This window comes from Flavobacterium erciyesense, from assembly GCF_018069925.1.
Lineage (GTDB): Bacteria > Bacteroidota > Bacteroidia > Flavobacteriales > Flavobacteriaceae > Flavobacterium > Flavobacterium erciyesense.
In genome coordinates, this window is sequence record NZ_JAGPXB010000003.1 from 254,458 (window position 1) to 274,234 (window position 19,777).

A 19,777-nucleotide genomic window follows, 5' to 3' on the forward strand; every position below is an offset into this window, starting at 1 on the left:
CCTATTTATAGCTTGGTTCAAAACTACATTCTTTTCTTCATATCTAAAAATAAGCTATGACTTCTCTTTCATCAAAGTGCTAATTGGTCAAACTATCTAAAAAATAAAATAGACTATCTATTTACAAGCAAACCTCATCAATGACGACTACTTCGTTGAAATAATGTACTTTTGCCAAAAATAAAGACTCGTGAATTACCTTTCAGTAGAAAACATATCAAAATCCTTTGGAGAACGCACCTTGTTTAAAGACATTTCGTTCGGGATCAATAAAGATCAAAAAATTGCTTTTATAGCCAAAAACGGTTCAGGAAAAACCACAATTATGAGCATTCTTAATGGTTTGGAAGAATCAGATACGGGTCAAGTAGTGCTTCGTAAAGGAATCAAAATGGCTTTTTTGTCGCAAAACAACAATTTACAAGATGAATTGACCATTGAAGAGAGCATTTTTGCATCTGATAACGAGACCTTAAAAGTAATTGAAGCTTACGAAAAAGCGCTAGAAAATCCAGAAGACGAAGAGGCTTACCAAAAAGCTTTTGACGGCATGGACCAGCACAACGCTTGGGATTTTGAAACCCAATACAAGCAGATTTTATTCAAATTGAAGTTAGAAAATTTCAAATTGAAAGTAAAAAATCTTTCAGGTGGACAGAAAAAAAGATTGTCGCTTGCCATTATTTTGATCAATCGTCCGGATTTATTAATTCTTGACGAACCTACCAACCATTTGGATTTGGAAATGATTGAATGGTTAGAAAGCTATTTTGCAAAAGAAAATATTACCCTTTTCATGGTTACACACGACCGTTTTTTCTTAGAGCGTGTGTGTAATGAAATCATAGAATTAGACAACGGAAAATTATACCAATACAAAGGTAACTACTCCTATTATTTAGAGAAAAAAGAAGAACGTATTGCCTCTGAAAACTCTAGTGTCGATAAAGCCCAAAATCTATTTGTAAAGGAATTAGAGTGGATGCGCCGTCAGCCAAAAGCGCGAACCACCAAATCAAAATCCAGACAAGATGATTTTTATGTGATCAAGGAAAAAGCACAAAGCAGACGCCGTGAGAACAAAGTGGAGCTTGAAATCAACATGGAACGCATGGGAAGCAAAATTATTGAGCTTCACAAAATTTCAAAAAAATTCAAGGACCATGTCATCATGGATAATTTTAGTTTTGATTTTCAGCGTGGCGAACGAATTGGAATCATTGGTAAAAACGGAACTGGTAAATCGACTTTCTTAAATCTTTTGACAGGAACTTTGCCACTAGATTCTGGAAAAGTGGTAGTTGGTGAAACCATTAAAGTTGGGTATTACACACAAAGTGGAATCAATCCGAAACCGGGGCAGCGCGTTATTGATGTGATCAAGGAATACGGCGAATTTATCCCGTTAATGAAAGGAAAGTTAATTTCGGCATCACAATTATTAGAACGCTTTTTATTTGATGCGAAAAAGCAATACGATTTTGTAGACCGATTGAGTGGTGGCGAATTGAAACGCTTGTATTTGTGTACTGTTTTGATTCAGAATCCAAACTTCTTGATTCTTGATGAGCCTACGAATGACTTGGATATTGTAACACTAAACGTTTTAGAAAGTTTCTTACTTGATTATCCGGGTTGTCTTTTAGTAGTTTCGCACGATAGGTATTTCATGGATAAAATTGTAGATCACTTGTTCATTTTTAGAGGTGACGGTGTGGTGGAAGATTTTCCGGGTAACTACTCAGATTTCAGAGCTTACGAAGACAGTGCCGATGTGGCTCAAAAAGAGGAAAACAAAGCAGAGAAGAAGGATTGGAAACAAAACAATCCTACGGGAAATTTGACTTTTAACGAACAAAAAGAATTTCAGAAAATAGAACGTGAAATCAAAGATTTAGAGGTAGAAAAAGCCAAAATTGAACAGCTTTTTGCAGACGGAAAAGTAGCTGATGCTGATATTGAAAAGAAAGCCAAGGAGCTAGAAACCATAATTACTAAGATTGAACTTAAAGAAGAGCGCTGGTTTGAATTGAGTGCTAAAATTGAGGGTTAGAAGGCAGTTACAATTGACAGTCGCAGCTGACAGTCGCAGTTGACAGTCTCAGTTAGCAGTCACAATATGCGGTAATTAAAAAAGCATAAAATAGCGAAAGCTTTAATTTTAAAAACCCACAACGAATTTTTGATTTTGTTGTGGGTTTTTTGAAATTAGATAACTAGTACAACTGAATAAAAAAAAGTAAAGCAAATGACCCTAATTGACAAAATAGCATGGATATTCATTGAAGATCGCCGTATCCTTTCAACCAAAAGCTTTGGTAAAGACAAATATTATTTGCCAGGAGGAAAACGAGAAGGAAACGAAACGGATCAGCAAACCTTGGTTCGAGAAATCAAAGAAGAATTAAATGTGGTAATCAATCCACAAAGCATTAATTTTTTTGGCACTTTTAGAGCCCAAGCACATGGTCATGCTCCAAACATATTGGTACAAATGACCTGCTACAAGGCAGATTACTCAGGAACTCTGCAAGCAAGCTCTGAGATTGAAGAGGTTAAATGGCTGCAATATTCTGATCGAGAATATATTTCTGCTGTCGATCAAATCATTTTTGAAGAATTAAAAGCCAGAAACGAAATCGACTAAACTTGTCAAAAATTAATGCAAAATGCGAGTCAACTAAAATTGGCTATGTATCTTCGCATTGATTTTATTTCAATTTTGTTTACAACTACTATGCTTTTTCAAATACAAGCTTACTTGCGCTTTTTATGGCAGTCTAAGAACGAACATGCTGTGCACTCGCCATTTGTTTTTAATTTGCTCACCAAATGTTTTTACGACACTAAAAATCGTGCTGCCTACGATGTTTTTAAAAAGTACCGTCAGCAACAATTGAACAATAAAAACACTTTAAATATCACCGATTTTGGTGCGGGATCTCGCGTATTTACCTCCAACAATCGAATAATTAGCAAGATTGCCAAAACAGCCGGAATCAGTCAAAAAAGAGGCAAATTATTAGTACGACTTGTCGAATATTTCGATCCAAAAACAATTTTAGAGCTCGGAACTTCTCTCGGAATTGCAACCTCAGCCATGAGCAGTGATACTAAAAACAACAACAAAACCACAAAAATAATTACACTCGAAGGTTGTACCGAAACAGCAAATTACGCTCGTACTCAATTGCAAGAATGTGAGTTCAAAAACATAGAGGTTGTTACAACAGAGTTCGGCGATTATTTTAAACAATTGCCACCACAAAACTTCGATTTTATTTATTTTGATGGCAATCATTCTAAAAAAGCGACCTTAGAATATTTTGAACTGCTGTTACCTACAGCACACAATGACAGTGTTTGGATTTTTGATGACATCCACTGGTCTAAAGGGATGGAGCAAGCTTGGGAACAAATCCAGCAACATCCGAAAGTATCTGTCACCATAGATACTTTTCAATGGGGATTTGTTTTTTTTAGAAGAGAACAACCGAAAGAACATTTTATAATTCGAGTATAAAAAAAATGACAGCCCTTGCGGACTGTCATCTTCACCTTGTATTAGTAACCAAATCGTTTTTGTTGCTTATTGTTTTGCTTTCTGCATTTCACCAGATTTGGCTCCCATTCTGTTTAGCGTATACATTGGCGCAAATTTCAATTTCAAACCTGCTATTTTGCGGTTGTCATCACTTGACAAACCTTCTTTTTCAACGGTATTTTTGCGACTATCTAATGCTTCATACATCAATTTAATTTCATCCCAATCCTCACGAGAATAACTATCCTTATTTTTTTGAACGGCATCAACAAACTGCTGGTAAACGGCCAAGGCGTTCGTTTTATTAACCCAGCTAAAGTTCATGTCCTCTCCTACTCTTCCTTCACCAAAAAGTGTATTTCTTATTTTTTGCTGTGGACTTGATGCCATTTCAACCAAAGCAGCAGCTTTTTGAGCGGCAATCTTAGTTTTTATTGTTTCGTATTTTGCTCTACTAGCTTCAACGCGCGCTTTTGCTTCTCCATTTTCACCTAAATCAGCCATAGATTGGTCAAGATTTGCCATTCGAGTTTGGTAATCAGCCTCGATAGCTTCCCAGTTTTTTTCTACCTCGTTACCTGCCACATTTTCAAGCGAGTCTACATACATTACATAACTCTCTACTTCTTTTTCTGCAGCAGTTTGCTTTTCATTTTTACAAGCCGAAACGCTTAACGCAAGTACTGCTAATCCTAAACTTAATTTTAAAGTTTTCATATTATTTTGGTTTATTTGTTAATGATAGGGTAAAAGTAGAACACAATATCTCCATAGCAATACAAATCAATAAATTATACAATAGAATCCTAAAATTCTACAAATCAAACCGTAAAGACTTTTAAAAAACTGAAAATCAATTTTAAATTGCATACTTTTCGCAAGTTGAAACTATCAAAGGTGTAAATCCTCAATATTTCGCAAAAACCTTATTTAATACGTGTAACAAATCACAAAATGAGCTACTAACCCTATAATCAAAAGTTTTTGTACTTTGAAAAAAGCAAACTTAAATACCGCCGAAGTTCCGACTGAGGTTTAAATCATCAACTGCAATGGCAAACCCGTTAATTAAAATAAGTGATATTAAAAGAAACTTTGTACTAGGCAATGAAATTGTTTACGTACTTAAAGGAATCGATTTAGAGATTAACAAAGGAGAATATGTAGCCCTAATGGGACCATCTGGATCAGGAAAATCAACCTTGATGAACTTACTAGGCTGTCTTGACACACCCACATCAGGAAGCTACGTCTTAAATGGCAAAGATGTCAGCAAAATGCGCGATGACGAATTAGCCGAAATTCGAAATAAAGAAATCGGATTCGTTTTTCAAACCTTCAACTTGTTGCCAAGAACAACCGCACTTGACAATGTAGCTTTACCCATGATTTATGCTGGCTACTCAAAATCAGAGCGTAGCAAAAGAGCAACTGAAGTATTGGAGCAAGTGAATTTATCAAACAGAATGGATCACCAACCTAATCAACTTTCTGGAGGGCAGCGTCAGCGTGTAGCCATTGCCAGAGCATTGGTCAACAAACCCTCAATCATCCTTGCCGATGAGCCAACCGGAAACTTAGATAGTAAAACATCTGTCGAAATTATGAAGTTATTTGGCGACATTCACGCCCAAGGCAACACTGTAATTTTAGTAACTCACGAAGAAGAAATTGCCGCCTACGCCAACCGTGTCATCAGACTTAGAGATGGTGTAATTGAAAGCGACACTTCAAAATAATTTTTTCAGGAGCTAATCCGGCTATATGCTTCAATCTTTTCTAAAACCTCACAGCCTCTGAAGGGCTGTAAGGTTTTAAAAAAGGATTTCCACTGCTATCAGGGCTAGAAAATCCTGCTGCTGAACACGTTTAGCATTATCATTCAAAATCCAATACAATGAAAATCGCACTACTAACTTGCGAAAAACTACCCCAATTAAATCCCGAAGACCAACCGTTAATTCCTGCTTTGGCACAACATGGCATTACAGCAATTCCCGCCATTTGGAGCGATAAAACGATTGATTGGACTACATTTGATTATCTTATCTTTCGCAATACTTGGGATTATTTCGAAAAAGAATCTGAATTCAGAGCTTGGCTGGACCACCTCGAACAATTAGGTATTAAAACCCTAAATCCAATTGAGCTGGTCAAACAAAACATTCATAAGTTTTACCTACGTGATCTGGAGGAACAAGGAGTAACTATTTTACCCACTGTGTTTATAGATCGCACTACTAAACTAGATTTGGCAGCACTGCTGCCAGCCTCTTGGAAACAAGCCGTAATAAAACCCGCTTTTTCAGCAGGATCGTACTTAACAACGGTTTTTGATGCAGAAGATGTCAATGGCATCAACGAAGAATATGGCAATATTGCAACTCAAAAAGAGCTGTTACTGCAAGAGTTTCGCCCAGAGATTCAAACCATTGGCGAAACGTCATTTATTTTTTTCAATAAACAATTCTCACACGCCGTAAACAAAAAACCCGTTGATGGCGACTTCAGAGTGCAAACGCTATTTGGTGGCAAATACACTTTGGTAAACCCATCAGAAGATTTAATTGCAAGTGCTCAAAAAATCATAGCAAATTTTCCAGACCGATTACTTTACGCCCGCGTTGACGGCATCATCATTAACGACCAGTTACAGTTGATGGAAGTAGAATGCATTGAACCCGATTTGTATTTTAACTTAAGTCCAACAGCATTGAGTCAGTTTGTTGCTGCAATAGTAAAATTAATAGCCTAAATTTGTCTTTTCAACATATCAATAGCATTTTACATGAAAGTATATACTAAAACGGGCGACAAAGGAACTACATCATTATTTGGTGGCACAAGAGTTCCCAAAGATCACGCACGTATTGAAAGCTACGGAACAGTAGACGAATTAAACTCATACATCGGACTCATCAGAGACCAAGAAATAAACACCAGCTACAAAGCTATTTTAATCGAAGTGCAAGACCGCCTTTTTACAGTAGGTGCAATTTTGGCTACTCCACCTGAAAAGGAGGTTAAAAAAAATGGGGAATTGCGTTTGCAAAATTTAGGAATTGTACCCACTGATATTGAATTACTCGAAAACGAAATCGATCAAATGGAAGAATCACTTCCGCCAATGACCCACTTTGTTTTACCAGGCGGACATACAACCGTGTCATATTGTCATATCGCTCGGTGCGTTTGCCGCAGAGCTGAGCGCTTAGCAGTGCATTTAAGTCACAATGAACCTGTTCCTGAAATTGCTATCACGTATTTAAACCGACTTTCTGACTACCTTTTTGTGCTGGCACGAAAGTTGTCTCATGACCTACAAGCGGAAGAAGTAAAATGGATTCCAAGAAAGTAGTATTCAGTTTACAGCCGTAGTTTTAAGCACAAAAACTTGAAACTTGAAACCTAAAACTTTAAACCCAAAAAAACGTTCTTAACTTTAACCAAAAATAAATCGTTTTTTACTTGTATTTTTCAGTAAAAAATTTATTTTTGCACAAAACTAAATCGACAACAGATGTATTGGACATTAGAATTAGCATCGTATTTAAGTGATGCACCGTGGCCTGCGAACAAAGACGAATTAATCGACTACGCCATTAGAGCAGGAGCTCCTTTAGAGGTTGTAGAAAACCTTCAATCTATTGAAGATGAAGGCGAGATTTATGAATCAATGGAAGAAATATGGCCAGATTATCCTACAGACGAAGACTATCTTTGGAATGAGGATGAATATTAAAAGGTAAACCAATAAAAAGTCTCAAAAGAGGCTTTTTTTTGGTTTAAATGTATAGAATAAAACAATTTAGAAATAAAAACATATCATGAGTTTCATCAACAGTATTATCAAGATCTTTGTAGGCGACAAGTCTCAAAATGATGTCAAAGGCTTACAACCGTATCTTTCCAAAATAAAAACCTTCGAAACTGCCCTTAAAGCATTGTCTCATGATGAATTGAGAGCGAAAACGGCTGAGTTCAAAGAAAAAATCAAACAAGCACGCGCCGAAAAAGACAGCAAAATCGCTGCTTTAAAAGCCGATGTTGAACTCATCGAAGACATCGATAAAAGAGAAGATATTTATGTAAGTATTGACGCTTTAGAAAAAGAGGCCTACGAAATCTCTGAAAAAGTTTTGATGGATATTTTACCTGAAGCTTTTGCTGTGGTAAAAGAAACAGCAAGCCGTTTCAAAGAAAACACACATATCGAAGTAACCGCTACAGCTAAAGATCGTGAACTTTCTGCTACCAAAACCTACATCACGCTTGAAGGCGACAAAGCCATTTGGGCCAACTCATGGAGCGCAGCTGGTAAAGAAATTACTTGGGACATGATTCACTACGATGTACAATTAATTGGTGGAATGGTTTTGCACCAAGGAAAAGTAGCCGAAATGCAAACGGGTGAAGGTAAAACGTTAGTAGCAACATTACCTCTTTACTTAAATGCGCTTACTGGTAATGGCGTACACTTAGTAACCGTGAATGATTACTTGGCTAAACGTGATAGCACTTGGAAAGCACCTTTATTCGAATTCCATGGTATGTCAGTTGAATGTATTGACAATTACCAACCAAGCTCTGAAGGTCGTAAAAAAGCCTACGATGCTGATATTACTTATGGTACTAACAACGAATTTGGTTTTGACTACCTAAGAGACAACATGGCGCACTCGCCAGAAGATTTGGTACAAAGAAAACACAACTACGCTATTGTCGATGAGGTGGATTCGGTTTTGATTGATGATGCAAGAACGCCATTAATTATCTCAGGTCCAGTACCACAAGGTGACCGCCACGAATTTGTTGAAATGAAACCAAAAATCGAAAATTTGGTGAGTTTACAAAGACAATTGGCTAACGGTTTCTTGGCAGAAGCTAAAAAACTTATCAAAGAAGGAAATACCAAAGATGGTGGATTCCAACTTTTGAGAGCTTACAGAGCATTACCTAAAAACAAAGCTTTAATTAAGTTTTTGAGTGAAGAAGGAATCAAACAATTGCTTCAAAAAACAGAAAATCAATACATGCAGGATAACAAAAGAGAAATGCATAAAATTGATGAAGCATTGTATTTTGTAATCGAAGAAAAAAACAATCAAGTAGAGTTATCTGATAACGGTATCAAATACCTTTCTGGTGATACGGACTCTGACTTTTTCGTACTTCCAGACATCGGAACTGAAATTGCAGCTATCGAAAGCAGAAAATTAGATAAAGATCAAGAAGCAGAGGAAAAAGAAAAATTATTCCAAGATTTTGGTGTAAAAAGCGAGCGTATCCACACGCTTACGCAACTGTTGAAAGCCTACACTTTATTCGAAAAAGATGTAGAGTACGTAATCATGGACAACAAAATCATGATTGTTGACGAGCAAACAGGTCGTATCATGGATGGTCGTCGTTACTCTGACGGATTGCACCAAGCCATCGAAGCCAAAGAAAATGTAAAAATTGAGGCTGCTACTCAAACTTTTGCAACAGTAACTTTGCAAAACTACTTCAGAATGTACAACAAACTGGGCGGAATGACGGGAACTGCCGTTACTGAAGCTGGGGAATTGTGGCAGATTTATAAGTTAGATGTAGTTGAAATTCCAACCAACAGAGGAATTGCACGTAAAGACAAAGAAGATTTCATCTACAAAACAACACGTGAAAAATTCAATGCTGTTATTGAAGATGTAACTGAATTATCAAAAGCTGGAAGACCAGTTCTTATTGGAACAACATCTGTTGAAATTTCTGAATTGTTAAGCCGAATGCTTAAAATGCGTGGCATTACTCACAATGTATTGAATGCTAAAATGCACAAGCAAGAAGCGCAAATTGTAGAAGAGGCAGGTAAACCAGGAGTAGTAACAATTGCAACCAATATGGCCGGTCGTGGTACCGATATCAAATTATCTCCAGAAGTTAAAGCTGCAGGAGGTTTAGCCATTGTGGGTACAGAGCGTCATGATTCACGTCGTGTTGACCGTCAATTACGTGGTCGTGCCGGACGTCAAGGTGATCCAGGAAGTTCTCAATTTTACGTATCGCTTGAAGACAACTTAATGCGTTTGTTTGGTTCTGAAAGAGTAGCCAAAGTAATGGACCGCATGGGATTACAAGAAGGTGAAGTAATTCAGCACTCTATGATGACCAAATCAATTGAGCGTGCTCAGAAAAAAGTAGAAGAAAACAACTTTGGAGTACGTAAACGTTTGTTAGAGTACGATGATGTTATGAACGCACAGCGTGAGGTAGTTTACAAGCGTCGTCGCCATGCTTTATTTGGTGAGCGCTTAAAACTTGACATTGCCAACATGTTGTACGATACCTGCGAAGTTATTGTAAGCCAAAACAAAGGAACAAACGATTTCAAAAACTTTGAGTTTGAATTAATTCGTTACTTCTCTATCACGTCGCCAATTAGCGAAAGTGACTTTGCAAAAAGCAACGAAACAGACATAACTAATAAACTATATAAAGTAACTTTAGAGTATTATACTGAGAAAACAGCACGCAGCGCACGTGAGGCTTTCCCTATTATCAAGAGCGTTTACGAGGATCAAAACAACCAATTCGAGCGTATTGTAGTGCCATTTACTGACGGTATCAAATCACTAAATGTGGTAACCGACTTGAAAAAAGCATACGAAACTCAAGGCGCGCAATTGATAGCTGATTTCGAGAAAAACATCACACTAGCCATTGTTGATGAAGCTTGGAAAAAGCACTTACGCAAAATGGACGAATTGAAACAATCTGTACAATTGGCAGTGCACGAACAAAAAGATCCTTTGCTAATTTACAAGTTAGAAGCGTTTAATTTGTTTAGAGCCATGATTGACAATGTAAACAAAGAGGTAATCTCGTTTTTGTTCAAAGGTGATTTGCCAGCACAAGAAAACCAGCGTATTCAAGAGGCTATTGATGTAACGCCAGTTGAAGATTACACCATTTCAAAAGACGAAATTGTAAGCAGCGAAGCCGCCAATCAAGAGGCAATGCAAACACAAACCCGTCAGGTAACAGAGACCATCACACGCGATCAACCAAAAATCAATCGCAATGATAACGTGACCATTCAAAACGTGGCCAACGGACAAATTCAAGAAATGAAATACAAAAAAGCCGAAAGCTTAATCGCTTCAGGCCAATGGGTTTTAGTGAACTAATTCCTTTTATTTCAAAATATATCAAACTCCACCGCGCAAGTAGTGGAGTTTTTTTTATGCTATTTTTTTTCAGGACCTATTCCTGCCATACGCTGCAAGCTTTTGGATTGCCAACTCTTTTTATTGGCGCTTTCAGGAGCTTCCTTCGGTCGCTCTGCCAGACACCATAAAAAGTAGTGGCCAACCGGCATAGGCTTTTCGCTACTGTCAGGGCTACAACTCGCACAAACTTCGGTAGTAAATAATGCAGTAGGAAATTGGATAAACAATTCCTTCCCACAAACCAACTTAAACATTGCCACGTTTCAATCTGGCTATGGAGAGGACTATTATCCTGCTTATTGAAAAATTGACGAAAACGGGGTAGTTACCTCATTAGTACTTGATTTTTTTGTTATAGATTTACCTAGTACCAATAATTGATTTACATGAGCAGTATTAGTTTTGACAAATCAACTACTAATTCTATTTACACAACCTAAAAAAGTCGGGAAGCTAAATATAAAACATTATGAAAACCAGCAAGATTAGCAATTTAGAAATCAAAAAAGGAGAAGAAATACTCGGACGCGATATCCGAGAAGGGATTTTCAACCTAATACAAACCGAGTTCCCGAATTTTAGTTTGAACGATGCAATAACTATTGAAGAATTGAATCGGTACCGACGCTTGTATTTGACCTCGTTAATCCAACAAGAAAAAGGAGAAATTGCGGCCATCGACCAAGATGTAATGAACGCCATAAAAAACAACTCAATTCTTTCGGAAAACATTCAAGACGAAATTGAAGCCGAACTTACCTTCGGTCAAAAACTAGCTGATGGTGTAGCAGCCTTTGGCGGAAGTTGGGCTTTTATCATCACTTTTTTTTCTTTCATATTAATTTGGATGATCATTAACATTTGGTTTTTAACCACCAAACCTTTTGACCCCTTCCCTTTTATCTTACTCAATTTAATACTTTCTTGCTTGGCAGCTATTCAAGCACCAATTATTATGATGAGCCAAAACCGACAAGAACAAAAAGACCGTCAACGAAGCGAACACGACTATAAAATTAACTTAAAAGCCGAGCTAGAAATCAAACTTTTAAGTGAAAAAATTGACCATTTATTAGCGCATCAAAACAAAAAACTCCTTGAAATTCAAGAACTACAAACCGATTATTTAGAAGACTTAATGAAAGAATTAAAAAAGCCCTTATAAGTTACTGTGAAATAAATAAGGCATTGATTAAGTTGAAATTGGATTTTAGAATAAATTAATCGGTTAAAGCCACTAGTTATAAGCCATTTTATGAAAAATCTGCAAATCAAGACATTACTCCTATTTTTCTCTATTTGTATTTTAAGTTGTAATTCAAACAAAAAAATAGGAAGAGAAAATGAGTCGACAATTTATAACGTTGAAGAAGATGATGTTGAAATGAATAAGGCAATCGAAAAAGCAAAACAAACTTTAGATAGTTTTGATTTTGCTTTTAAAAACAATACTAGAGTTTTTACATTTTTTGGCTTGAAAAAGAAATTTGAAGAAAATGGAAACGTTGAACATATTTGGATTGGAAATATTCAAGGAATAGAAGAAGGGAAATATATTGGCGTAATTGACAATTTGCCAGAAAAAATAAAAAGCGTAAAACTTGGCGACACTGTACAAATAGAAAAAAAAGAAATTAGTGATTGGATGTATATCAAAAAATCAGAATTACACGGTGGATATACAATCAGACTTTTAAGAGAAAGAATGACGGAAGGAGAACGAAAAAAGTTTGATGTAGAAAGCGGAATGAAAATAAAGTAGAAGAAAAAACGGCTTATAACACACGCTACAAGCAATTTGGGTATTTGTCTTGACGGGAAAATGGTTTTGTATTTGGAAGTTTTGGCTTGCCCGAAAAATAGCGCTAATTTAGTCCCAAACCGCGTGTAGCGCCGGAACGTTGGTAGCAATCCGAAATCAGAAATCGCTGCAAATATGATTTTAAAACAACTTATTATTTGAAAATTATTTAAAAGCCTAAACAATTTAATATTGGAACTCGGAATTTACAAATAGAAATTCAAGGTTATTTAAAAAAATTGAAAACTCTTATCAAAAAACAATTACCAATGAAGAAACTAACTATTACACCTTTTTTAATTGTTATTGGAGCATTGGAAATATTACTTTTAATGATGTCTATATATTTCCTTTTAATAGATAATAATGGAGGAAGAGCATTAGGAGGAGCAATTGCATTAATTGGATTTATAATTTTTATAATCATCTTAGCAATTGAACAATCTATTCTAAATTTTAAAAAATTTAACAAAGAAAATGTATGGCTTGTCGAATCTATAATTTTGATTATAGTAGTAATTTATATCTATTTAAACGGAATATCTATTGGTTAAGTAAACAAAAGTGCGAAGTTGAAACTTGACAACAGAAATGTGAAAAGAAGAAACGTGAAGTTGGAATTTGACAGTAGAAACTGAAAAAAATTAAACTTAATAAAACAAAGACTGCCACCAACACACGCTACAAGCAATTTGGGGATTTGGTTTAATGGAAAAATTGGTTTGTATTTGGAAGAGTTGGCAAATCCGAATAATGGGCTTAATTTAGTCCCAAAACCGTAGTAATAGCATGACGTTAGCTGTCTTTTTACGACCGAAAAACTTAAATAAATAATGAACGAAACAAATAGAAAATTTGTATTTGGGAATTTAGAAATCAGAAAATTTATAGCTTCTGATTATTTATATCTTTCAGCATTTTTTATCTCAATATTATATTATTTCTATGTACTTGAATATAAACCTGAAAATAAGTTTGCTACTTCACTTTTTATATCTTGGCTTGTTGCTTTTCAAACAATTTCGAGCCCTTTTGGACTACGATTTAGAAATATTTACTTTTCTGTCATTTGGCTTTTATTATCTTCTATTTATTTAATTGGTAATAACTATTTTGGGTTTGTTCCAATCTTGACATTTGTGTTATACCATATTTTAAGATTGATTTTTTGGAGCAAATATAATAGAGAATTTATTCCATATCAAACAGGAAAAGGAGCTATATTCCGACATAGAAGTTTTTTTGAAGGAAGGAGCGGAAATAATAAAGACAAACTGTATACTAAAATATTATTACTAATTGGAATATCAATAATTCTGTTTCCATTATTTGTAATGATAGGAGATAAAAAGTAAAAAACTACCGCTAATAAGCGCTTGGCAAGTTTGCGAATTTTGTGATAAGTTCACGTTCACGTTTCGCAAGAATTTTTATCTTTAACAGCAAATAATGGGGTCCTAAGTTCGCAACTGACGAGAAGCGGCGGAACGTTGGCAGTAATTATTCAAAACCCTGCATATGAAAAACATGATTTTTTTAGCGTTACTTTGCCCTTTTATTTTGAATGCTCAAAGGAACTTTCTAGACGAAGGAAATAATTTGTTAAGTCAAAATAGAACCAAAGAAGCCGAAGAAGTGTTTAGAGAAGGTTTAAAATCTGATGAGAAGAATTTAATTTATCAGACGCAAATTGGTTTGTGTTTGCTAAATCAAGGCAAATACGAAGAAGCTCAGCAACAACTCGACAAAGTAATCGTCCAAGATTCAAATAATGTAGCTGCGTTGTGGTATTACGGAGTAAATAGTTTCCAGAATACCAAAAACTTCCGAAAAGCAGTTGAATATTTTGAAAAAGCTTATCCGTTAATTCTAAAAACTTCGCCACAATTTTTTGCCGTTAACTTCTATATTGGAAAGTCGTATCGAAATATATTGGTAACTGAAGGAATAACTTATGAAGAAACAGATCGAATGCTTGAAACTTCTAAGGAATATGTAAGATTACAACCAAACGCAAGTGATGTAAATAAATTTATGGAATTCATCAAATATGTTGAAGAAAAAAGACCGCAATCAAATGTAAAAATATGGATGCTAACAAATGAAAAAAACGCAGAGGAAACTTTGACAAAGCAACTTAAAAAAAATAAACAATGAAAAAAATAAAAATTGAAATCAAATGGGCAATTTTATTCTCAATAATGACATTGCTTTGGATGGTATTAGAAAAGCTAAGTGGACTGCACGGCAAATATATCGACTATCATCTTTATCTTACTAACCTTTTTGCAATTCCTGCGATATTCTTTATGATTCTAGGGTTAAAAGAAAAAAAGAAAGTTTTCTATGATGGACAAATGAACTATAGACAAGGACTTATATCGGGAATCATGTTGTCTTTAATTATTGCTATACTAAGTCCATTGACACAATGGGTAATAACCTACATCATTTCACCAGAGTATTTTCCGAATGTAATTAAACGTTCAGTTGAAATTGGTTACTTCAAATCGACAACAGAAGCAGAGGCAAACTTTAACTATATGAATTATGCTAAACAAAGTGCAATCGGTGCTTTGGTAATGGGAATTGTGACGACAGCAATTGCAATGATTTTTATACGAACAAAAAAAACGGAATAACAACGTACTACTGACAGCACAAACAAGAAATTAGGGGTTCAGTGGTTAAATGAAGCTTTGTGCTTCGAAATCGCCAACTTCTTGTAGCTGCCAAACGTTGTTGGAAATTAGCCCGTTGAAACCGAAATTATAATAAATAATGAAATCTAAAATAAAAATCACATCCTTGTTGCTTGTATTATTTATAAATTTTCTTGTCGGAATCTTATTTTGGATCATTTTTATAAAAGCAGGTATTAAAGTTTTTGAATATGAATTTTGGACATACAAACCGCTTATTTTATTTCTCATAATTATTCTTGAGATATTTGCTTTAAGCTTAATTTTTCAACTAAAAATAATAATAATTGAAAAAGATAAAGTGATTTTTAAAAACCTAATATTACCATTTCTCAAAAAGGAAAGATTGTTTTCTTATTATGATTTCTCAAAATTTGTAAATGAAAAATCTAAAACAGGATATTACGAATCTTTGTGGTTATTTAAAAATGGAAAATTAGAAGACCAAATTTCAAGTTTTTACTATTCAAATTATTCGAAACTAAAATTCGAATTGAAAGTTCAAAATAAAGGGAAATTAAAAATAAGTAGTTTCAAACAAATATATCTTAAGTTTGGCGGTAAATTATAACTGCCACTAACAGCCTCAACAAAGGATTTGGGTATTAGCCTTAAAGGAAAAAATAGTATCCTATTTTGGGAATTTTAACAAATCCACAAAATAGCGTACTTTAGCTCCAATCCCGACCAACCCCAAAGGAATATTCTGTAAAATGATTTAAACACAAATGACAACAACAGATAAGCTCTCTTTATTTTTTAGCAATGAGTTTCCTTTTAACAAAGAAGGCTTAGAAGAATTTGTAAATACTTTTGTCATCAAATCATATAAAAAAGGGGAAATCATTTTACAAAATGACACCATCGAAAATGAACTCCGATTTTTAGATCAAGGCATCATTCGCGAATATTACGCTAGCAACGAGAAGGAAAAAAATATAAATTTTTACACCAATCCGACTTTCATAACCGATTTCAGTTCCTTTACTCATGCTACTCCAACCAAAAAATATCAGGAATGTATAACTGATGTCGATTTGAGAGTTTTATCGAAAGAAAAATTCTTGGCTTTTACCAATCAATACCAATGTGGCAAACTATTTATTGAAACTATTTTTCAAAGGATTGTTGTTAATAAAGAAACCGAAGAATTTAACCATTTTGTAAATACTGCAGAAGAGTTGTATCTCGATATTATGAAAACAAAACCAGATTGGTTGTTGCAAATTCCTCAATATCATATTGCTTCTTATTTGGGAATCACACCCGAAACATTGAGCCGAATCAGAAAGAAAATGTAACTTCTTGATTTCAATCAATGGAAATTGTTGCGGTACGTAGCAACTTTGTATTTACAATTTAAACATCAAAAAAATGAAAATACATCATTTACGAAATGCCACCATGGTAATAGAAACGGGAGACAAAGTACTTTTAATTGACCCAATGCTTGGAAAAAAAGGAACTGCTGGACCTACATTTACACTTTTCCGTTTTAAACCCCAACGCAATCCAATTGTGGATTTACCAAACAATGCAATGGATATTGTTGAAAAAACAACCCATTGCTTACTTACACATTTGCACCCAGACCATTTAGACAAGGAGGCTGAAAATTTTCTTCGCTCGAGACAAACTCCTATTATTTGTAGTATTAAGGATAAAAAACAATTGATAAAAAGAGGATTGAACGTTACGCAAACAGTTGACTATTGGCTGTCTACGCCATTTTTAGACGGAGCAATTTTAGGAATTCCAGCGGTACACGGTTACGGATTTGTAGCTAAACCAATGGGAAATGTAATGGGCTTTTATATCAAATTACCAAACGAAAAATCAATCTACCTGAGCGCAGATACCATCTACACTGACGATGTACACCGAGTACTCACAGAGCTAAAACCTGATGTTGCCGTTGTAGCTTGCGGAACAGCACAACTGGATATTTTTCAGCCTTTATTAATGCGAATGGATGACATTTTGAAGTTTTTGAAAAATGCACCAAACCAAGTAATCGCAAATCATTTAGAAGCCGTAAATCATTGTCCAACAACAAGAAAACAATTAGAAGTAGAAGTTTCAAAAATTGGACATTCTGATAAAGTTTTTATTCCAAATGATGGAGAAAGTAAAGTCTTTTAATAAACTAAGTATAAATGATTTTATAGAAAACCAGTCAGTAAATCAATGTCATATTTTTTTTATATCATCAATGATTTGAAAGGGATTTAAAATTCTACACTTGTAATTGCTAACTTTGCAAAGCAGCAAAATATAAATACGAATTATAGAATTAAAGCCTAAAACAAGTACTATGTTTAAGAAAAATCAACTGTTGGAATACTTAAAACAATTCAATTTATTTACAGATAGTGAAATAAATGAATTTATAAGTTTAGCGACTATTTCTACGATAAAAAAAGGAGATTTTTTCATTAAACAAGATGAAATCTGTACCACGCTTTCCTTCGTGAATTTTGGTGTTTTTCGTTCATTTTATTATTCTAATAATGACGAAGAAATAACCTATTGTTTTACCTTTCCTAATACATTATTAGTGGCTTATTCTTCATTTATTACACAGAATAAATCAGAAGAAAATTTACAAGCTTTAACCGATTCTGAAATAATTTCAATTTCAAAAAAAGAATTAGAAAACCTTGCGGAATCAAACAATAAATGGTTGAATTTTTTAAAAATAATTGCTGAAAAAGAATATGTTGAACTCGAAAAATGGATATTTAATCATCAAAAATCCAACGCCCAAAAACGATATGTAGATTTGATAAACAACCATCCACAATTTGTGCAACAAATTCCACTTCACTACATAGCTTCCTATCTTGGAATTACTCAAAGACATTTAAGTAGAATAAGAGCATCAATTTAATTATTAGACAAATGTCCTACTTGAATAGTAGGGCAGGAGTGTAATTTTGCACTTCAATTTAAAAATAATTAAATATATGAAAACAGTAATTTTAATAGGTGCTAATGGGAAAATGGGAAAAGCAGCACTTACAGGTTTAGGAAAACACAAAGTGATTACAGCAGGTCGCTCTCAAGACGGTTGTGACTTCCAAGTTGACATTACAAGTGAAGAATCTTTGAGAAAATTATTCAAGGAGGTTGGTCACTTTGATGCAGTTGTGAATACAGTTGGCGTATGTGAATATGCAACCTTCGAGGAAATGACTGAAGCGCAATGGATGACTACAGTAATGAGTAAAATGATGGGGCAAATCAATATTGTTAGAATAGGTCAGGAATACATTGCTGATAAAGGTTCCTTTACGCTTATTACAGGTATACTAAATTTAAAGCCTATTCCTTTTGCTATTGCAGATGCAACTACAAGTGGTGCCATTGATACCTTTGTAAAATGTGTAGCCTTCGAAATGCCAAGAGGTATTCGTGTAAATTCAATAAATCCAACAGTTTTAGCGGAGGCTTGGGATGTTTACGGTGATATGATGCCAGGATTTCAACCTGTACCTAGTGCATTGGTTGGTAAAGCGTTTGAGCGCTCGGTTGATGGGTTTATTACAGGTCAAGTTATCCTTGTTGATGCATAATTAACTAAAATTACAGCATATAGTCTTTTCAAAAAAGAAATTGACTATATGCTGTTTATTAAAAAAGTAAAATGGAATTAAAACTTTACCAAATTGACGCATTTACAGACACCATTTTTGGAGGAAATCCTGCTTGTGTTGTGCCGCTGAACAAATGGTTGCCAGACGAAATCTTGTTGAAAATCGCAAAGGAGAACGCAGTTGCAGAAACAGCTTTTTTTGTTGACAAAGGAGAGAAAATCCATTTACGATGGTTTACACCTGAAATTGAAATGGATTTGTGCGGTCACGCTACACTTGCAACAGCACATTGCTTAAAGACAATTTTAGATTACAAAAAAGATGAAATTGTTTTCGAAACATTAAGTGGCGACTTAATTGTTAAAGTTGAAGATGGACTGTACAAAATGGACTTCCCATCAAGAATGCCTATTGCAGATACTTTACCCGAGACAATTTCAAAATCTTTAAATATCCAACCTAGGAAAATTTTAAAATCAAGAGACTATGTTTTGGTTTATGAAAACGAAACAGCAATTAGAAATATTAAAATTGACCGACAATTGTTTGACCAAATCAACCTTGATCCAGGCGGAGTAATTGTAACAGCAATTGGAGATGACTGTGATTTCGTTTCTCGTTTTTTCACACCACAAGCCTCCATTTTAGAAGATCCTGTAACAGGTTCTGCTCATTGTTCTTTGGTGCCATTTTGGTCAAAAAGACTTGATAAAAAAGTACTTTATGGGCAACAAGTTTCGGAACGAATGGGTAAACTATATTGTGAAGACAAAGGTGACCGAGTTATTATTAGCGGAACAGCAAAAACCTATTCTGTTGGGAACTTTTGGATAGCTTAAAACAATTGCTAACTCGGGTGTTGCGTCATAGTTAGAAAGCAAAAACGCAGTGCCAATTTTAAATCTATGAATTAAATTACAAAC

At 34.8% G+C, this 19,777-nt stretch carries 23 protein-coding genes; 21 read left to right on the forward strand and 2 right to left on the reverse strand.

Annotated elements, in window-relative coordinates:
- Positions 1-190 precede the first annotated feature (190 nt).
- The 3 genes from KBJ98_RS05545 to KBJ98_RS05555 all read left to right on the forward strand — a co-directional run bounded on the left by KBJ98_RS05545 (position 191) and on the right by KBJ98_RS05555 (position 3,523).
- On the forward strand, positions 191-2,053 hold the full coding sequence (locus tag KBJ98_RS05545) for an ABC-F family ATP-binding cassette domain-containing protein (RefSeq protein ID WP_166134919.1): 1,863 nt from the start codon (positions 191-193) through the stop codon (positions 2,051-2,053).
- A 195-nt stretch (positions 2,054-2,248) separates the two neighbouring features.
- A complete protein-coding gene (locus tag KBJ98_RS05550; RefSeq protein WP_210788638.1) occupies positions 2,249-2,647 on the forward strand; it encodes an NUDIX hydrolase in 399 nt (132 codons plus the stop codon).
- Between the two features lie 90 nt (positions 2,648-2,737).
- Positions 2,738-3,523 carry an O-methyltransferase gene (locus tag KBJ98_RS05555; RefSeq protein ID WP_210788639.1) on the forward strand — a complete coding sequence of 262 codons (786 nt, stop codon included), beginning with the start codon at positions 2,738-2,740 and terminating at the stop codon, positions 3,521-3,523.
- 66 nt (positions 3,524-3,589) lie between these two features.
- Here KBJ98_RS05555 and KBJ98_RS05560 read toward each other — a convergent pair whose 3' ends face one another.
- Entirely contained in the window at positions 3,590-4,261 is a 672-nt protein-coding gene (locus tag KBJ98_RS05560) for a DUF6565 domain-containing protein (RefSeq protein ID WP_210788640.1), read from the reverse strand.
- A gap of 335 nt (positions 4,262-4,596) precedes the next feature.
- Between KBJ98_RS05560 and KBJ98_RS05565 the strand changes: the two genes are divergently transcribed.
- The 5 genes from KBJ98_RS05565 (at position 4,597) to secA (ending at position 10,713) form a co-directional block, all read left to right on the forward strand.
- The gene (locus KBJ98_RS05565; protein ID WP_210788641.1) at positions 4,597-5,283 is read left to right on the forward strand and encodes an ABC transporter ATP-binding protein; all 687 of its coding nucleotides are present in this window, start codon (positions 4,597-4,599) and stop codon (positions 5,281-5,283) included.
- Between the two features lie 158 nt (positions 5,284-5,441).
- Complete coding sequence (locus KBJ98_RS05570; protein WP_210788642.1) at positions 5,442-6,299, forward strand: ATP-grasp domain-containing protein; 858 nt, start codon at positions 5,442-5,444, stop codon at positions 6,297-6,299.
- 33 nt (positions 6,300-6,332) lie between these two features.
- Positions 6,333-6,902 (forward strand): cob(I)yrinic acid a,c-diamide adenosyltransferase, encoded by a 570-nt coding sequence (locus tag KBJ98_RS05575; protein WP_166134897.1) that lies wholly within the window; start codon positions 6,333-6,335, stop codon positions 6,900-6,902.
- 162 nt (positions 6,903-7,064) lie between these two features.
- The gene (locus tag KBJ98_RS05580; protein WP_007138072.1) at positions 7,065-7,286 is read left to right on the forward strand and encodes a DUF2795 domain-containing protein; all 222 of its coding nucleotides are present in this window, start codon (positions 7,065-7,067) and stop codon (positions 7,284-7,286) included.
- 85 nt (positions 7,287-7,371) lie between these two features.
- Entirely contained in the window at positions 7,372-10,713 is a 3,342-nt protein-coding gene (secA, locus tag KBJ98_RS05585) for a preprotein translocase subunit SecA (protein WP_210788643.1), read from the forward strand.
- Between the two features lie 59 nt (positions 10,714-10,772).
- Here the strand turns inward: secA and KBJ98_RS05590 are convergent, their stop codons facing one another.
- A complete protein-coding gene (locus KBJ98_RS05590; protein ID WP_210788644.1) occupies positions 10,773-11,015 on the reverse strand; it encodes a hypothetical protein in 243 nt (80 codons plus the stop codon).
- Here KBJ98_RS05590 and KBJ98_RS15335 point away from each other — a divergent pair.
- The 13 genes from KBJ98_RS15335 (at position 10,975) to KBJ98_RS05650 (ending at position 19,693) form a co-directional block, all read left to right on the forward strand.
- Positions 10,975-11,058, forward strand: a complete 84-nt coding sequence (locus KBJ98_RS15335) for a hypothetical protein (protein ID WP_394369366.1) — start codon at positions 10,975-10,977, stop codon at positions 11,056-11,058. The genes KBJ98_RS05590 and KBJ98_RS15335 overlap by 41 nt on opposite strands.
- A gap of 166 nt (positions 11,059-11,224) precedes the next feature.
- A complete protein-coding gene (locus KBJ98_RS05595; RefSeq protein ID WP_210788645.1) occupies positions 11,225-11,920 on the forward strand; it encodes a DUF1003 domain-containing protein in 696 nt (231 codons plus the stop codon).
- A gap of 90 nt (positions 11,921-12,010) precedes the next feature.
- Positions 12,011-12,517 (forward strand): YegJ family protein, encoded by a 507-nt coding sequence (locus tag KBJ98_RS05600; protein WP_210788646.1) that lies wholly within the window; start codon positions 12,011-12,013, stop codon positions 12,515-12,517.
- A gap of 308 nt (positions 12,518-12,825) precedes the next feature.
- Positions 12,826-13,110 carry a hypothetical protein gene (locus KBJ98_RS05605; RefSeq protein WP_210788647.1) on the forward strand — a complete coding sequence of 95 codons (285 nt, stop codon included), beginning with the start codon at positions 12,826-12,828 and terminating at the stop codon, positions 13,108-13,110.
- A 279-nt stretch (positions 13,111-13,389) separates the two neighbouring features.
- Complete coding sequence (locus KBJ98_RS05610) at positions 13,390-13,911, forward strand: hypothetical protein (protein ID WP_210788648.1); 522 nt, start codon at positions 13,390-13,392, stop codon at positions 13,909-13,911.
- A gap of 163 nt (positions 13,912-14,074) precedes the next feature.
- Positions 14,075-14,713 (forward strand): tetratricopeptide repeat protein, encoded by a 639-nt coding sequence (locus KBJ98_RS05615; RefSeq protein WP_210788649.1) that lies wholly within the window; start codon positions 14,075-14,077, stop codon positions 14,711-14,713.
- Complete coding sequence (locus KBJ98_RS05620) at positions 14,710-15,198, forward strand: DUF4199 domain-containing protein (protein ID WP_210788650.1); 489 nt, start codon at positions 14,710-14,712, stop codon at positions 15,196-15,198. Before KBJ98_RS05615 ends, KBJ98_RS05620 begins: the two co-directional genes overlap by 4 nt.
- A 139-nt stretch (positions 15,199-15,337) precedes the next feature.
- A complete protein-coding gene (locus tag KBJ98_RS05625) occupies positions 15,338-15,829 on the forward strand; it encodes a hypothetical protein (RefSeq protein ID WP_210788651.1) in 492 nt (163 codons plus the stop codon).
- 157 nt (positions 15,830-15,986) lie between these two features.
- A complete protein-coding gene (locus KBJ98_RS05630; RefSeq protein ID WP_210788652.1) occupies positions 15,987-16,559 on the forward strand; it encodes a Crp/Fnr family transcriptional regulator in 573 nt (190 codons plus the stop codon).
- A gap of 73 nt (positions 16,560-16,632) precedes the next feature.
- On the forward strand, positions 16,633-17,400 hold the full coding sequence (locus KBJ98_RS05635; protein ID WP_210788653.1) for an MBL fold metallo-hydrolase: 768 nt from the start codon (positions 16,633-16,635) through the stop codon (positions 17,398-17,400).
- Between the two features lie 172 nt (positions 17,401-17,572).
- A complete protein-coding gene (locus tag KBJ98_RS05640; protein ID WP_225899068.1) occupies positions 17,573-18,148 on the forward strand; it encodes a Crp/Fnr family transcriptional regulator in 576 nt (191 codons plus the stop codon).
- A 76-nt stretch (positions 18,149-18,224) separates the two neighbouring features.
- Complete coding sequence (locus tag KBJ98_RS05645) at positions 18,225-18,833, forward strand: short chain dehydrogenase (RefSeq protein ID WP_210788654.1); 609 nt, start codon at positions 18,225-18,227, stop codon at positions 18,831-18,833.
- A 71-nt stretch (positions 18,834-18,904) separates the two neighbouring features.
- Positions 18,905-19,693 carry a PhzF family phenazine biosynthesis protein gene (locus tag KBJ98_RS05650; protein WP_210788655.1) on the forward strand — a complete coding sequence of 263 codons (789 nt, stop codon included), beginning with the start codon at positions 18,905-18,907 and terminating at the stop codon, positions 19,691-19,693.
- Positions 19,694-19,777: the final 84 nt, after the last annotated feature.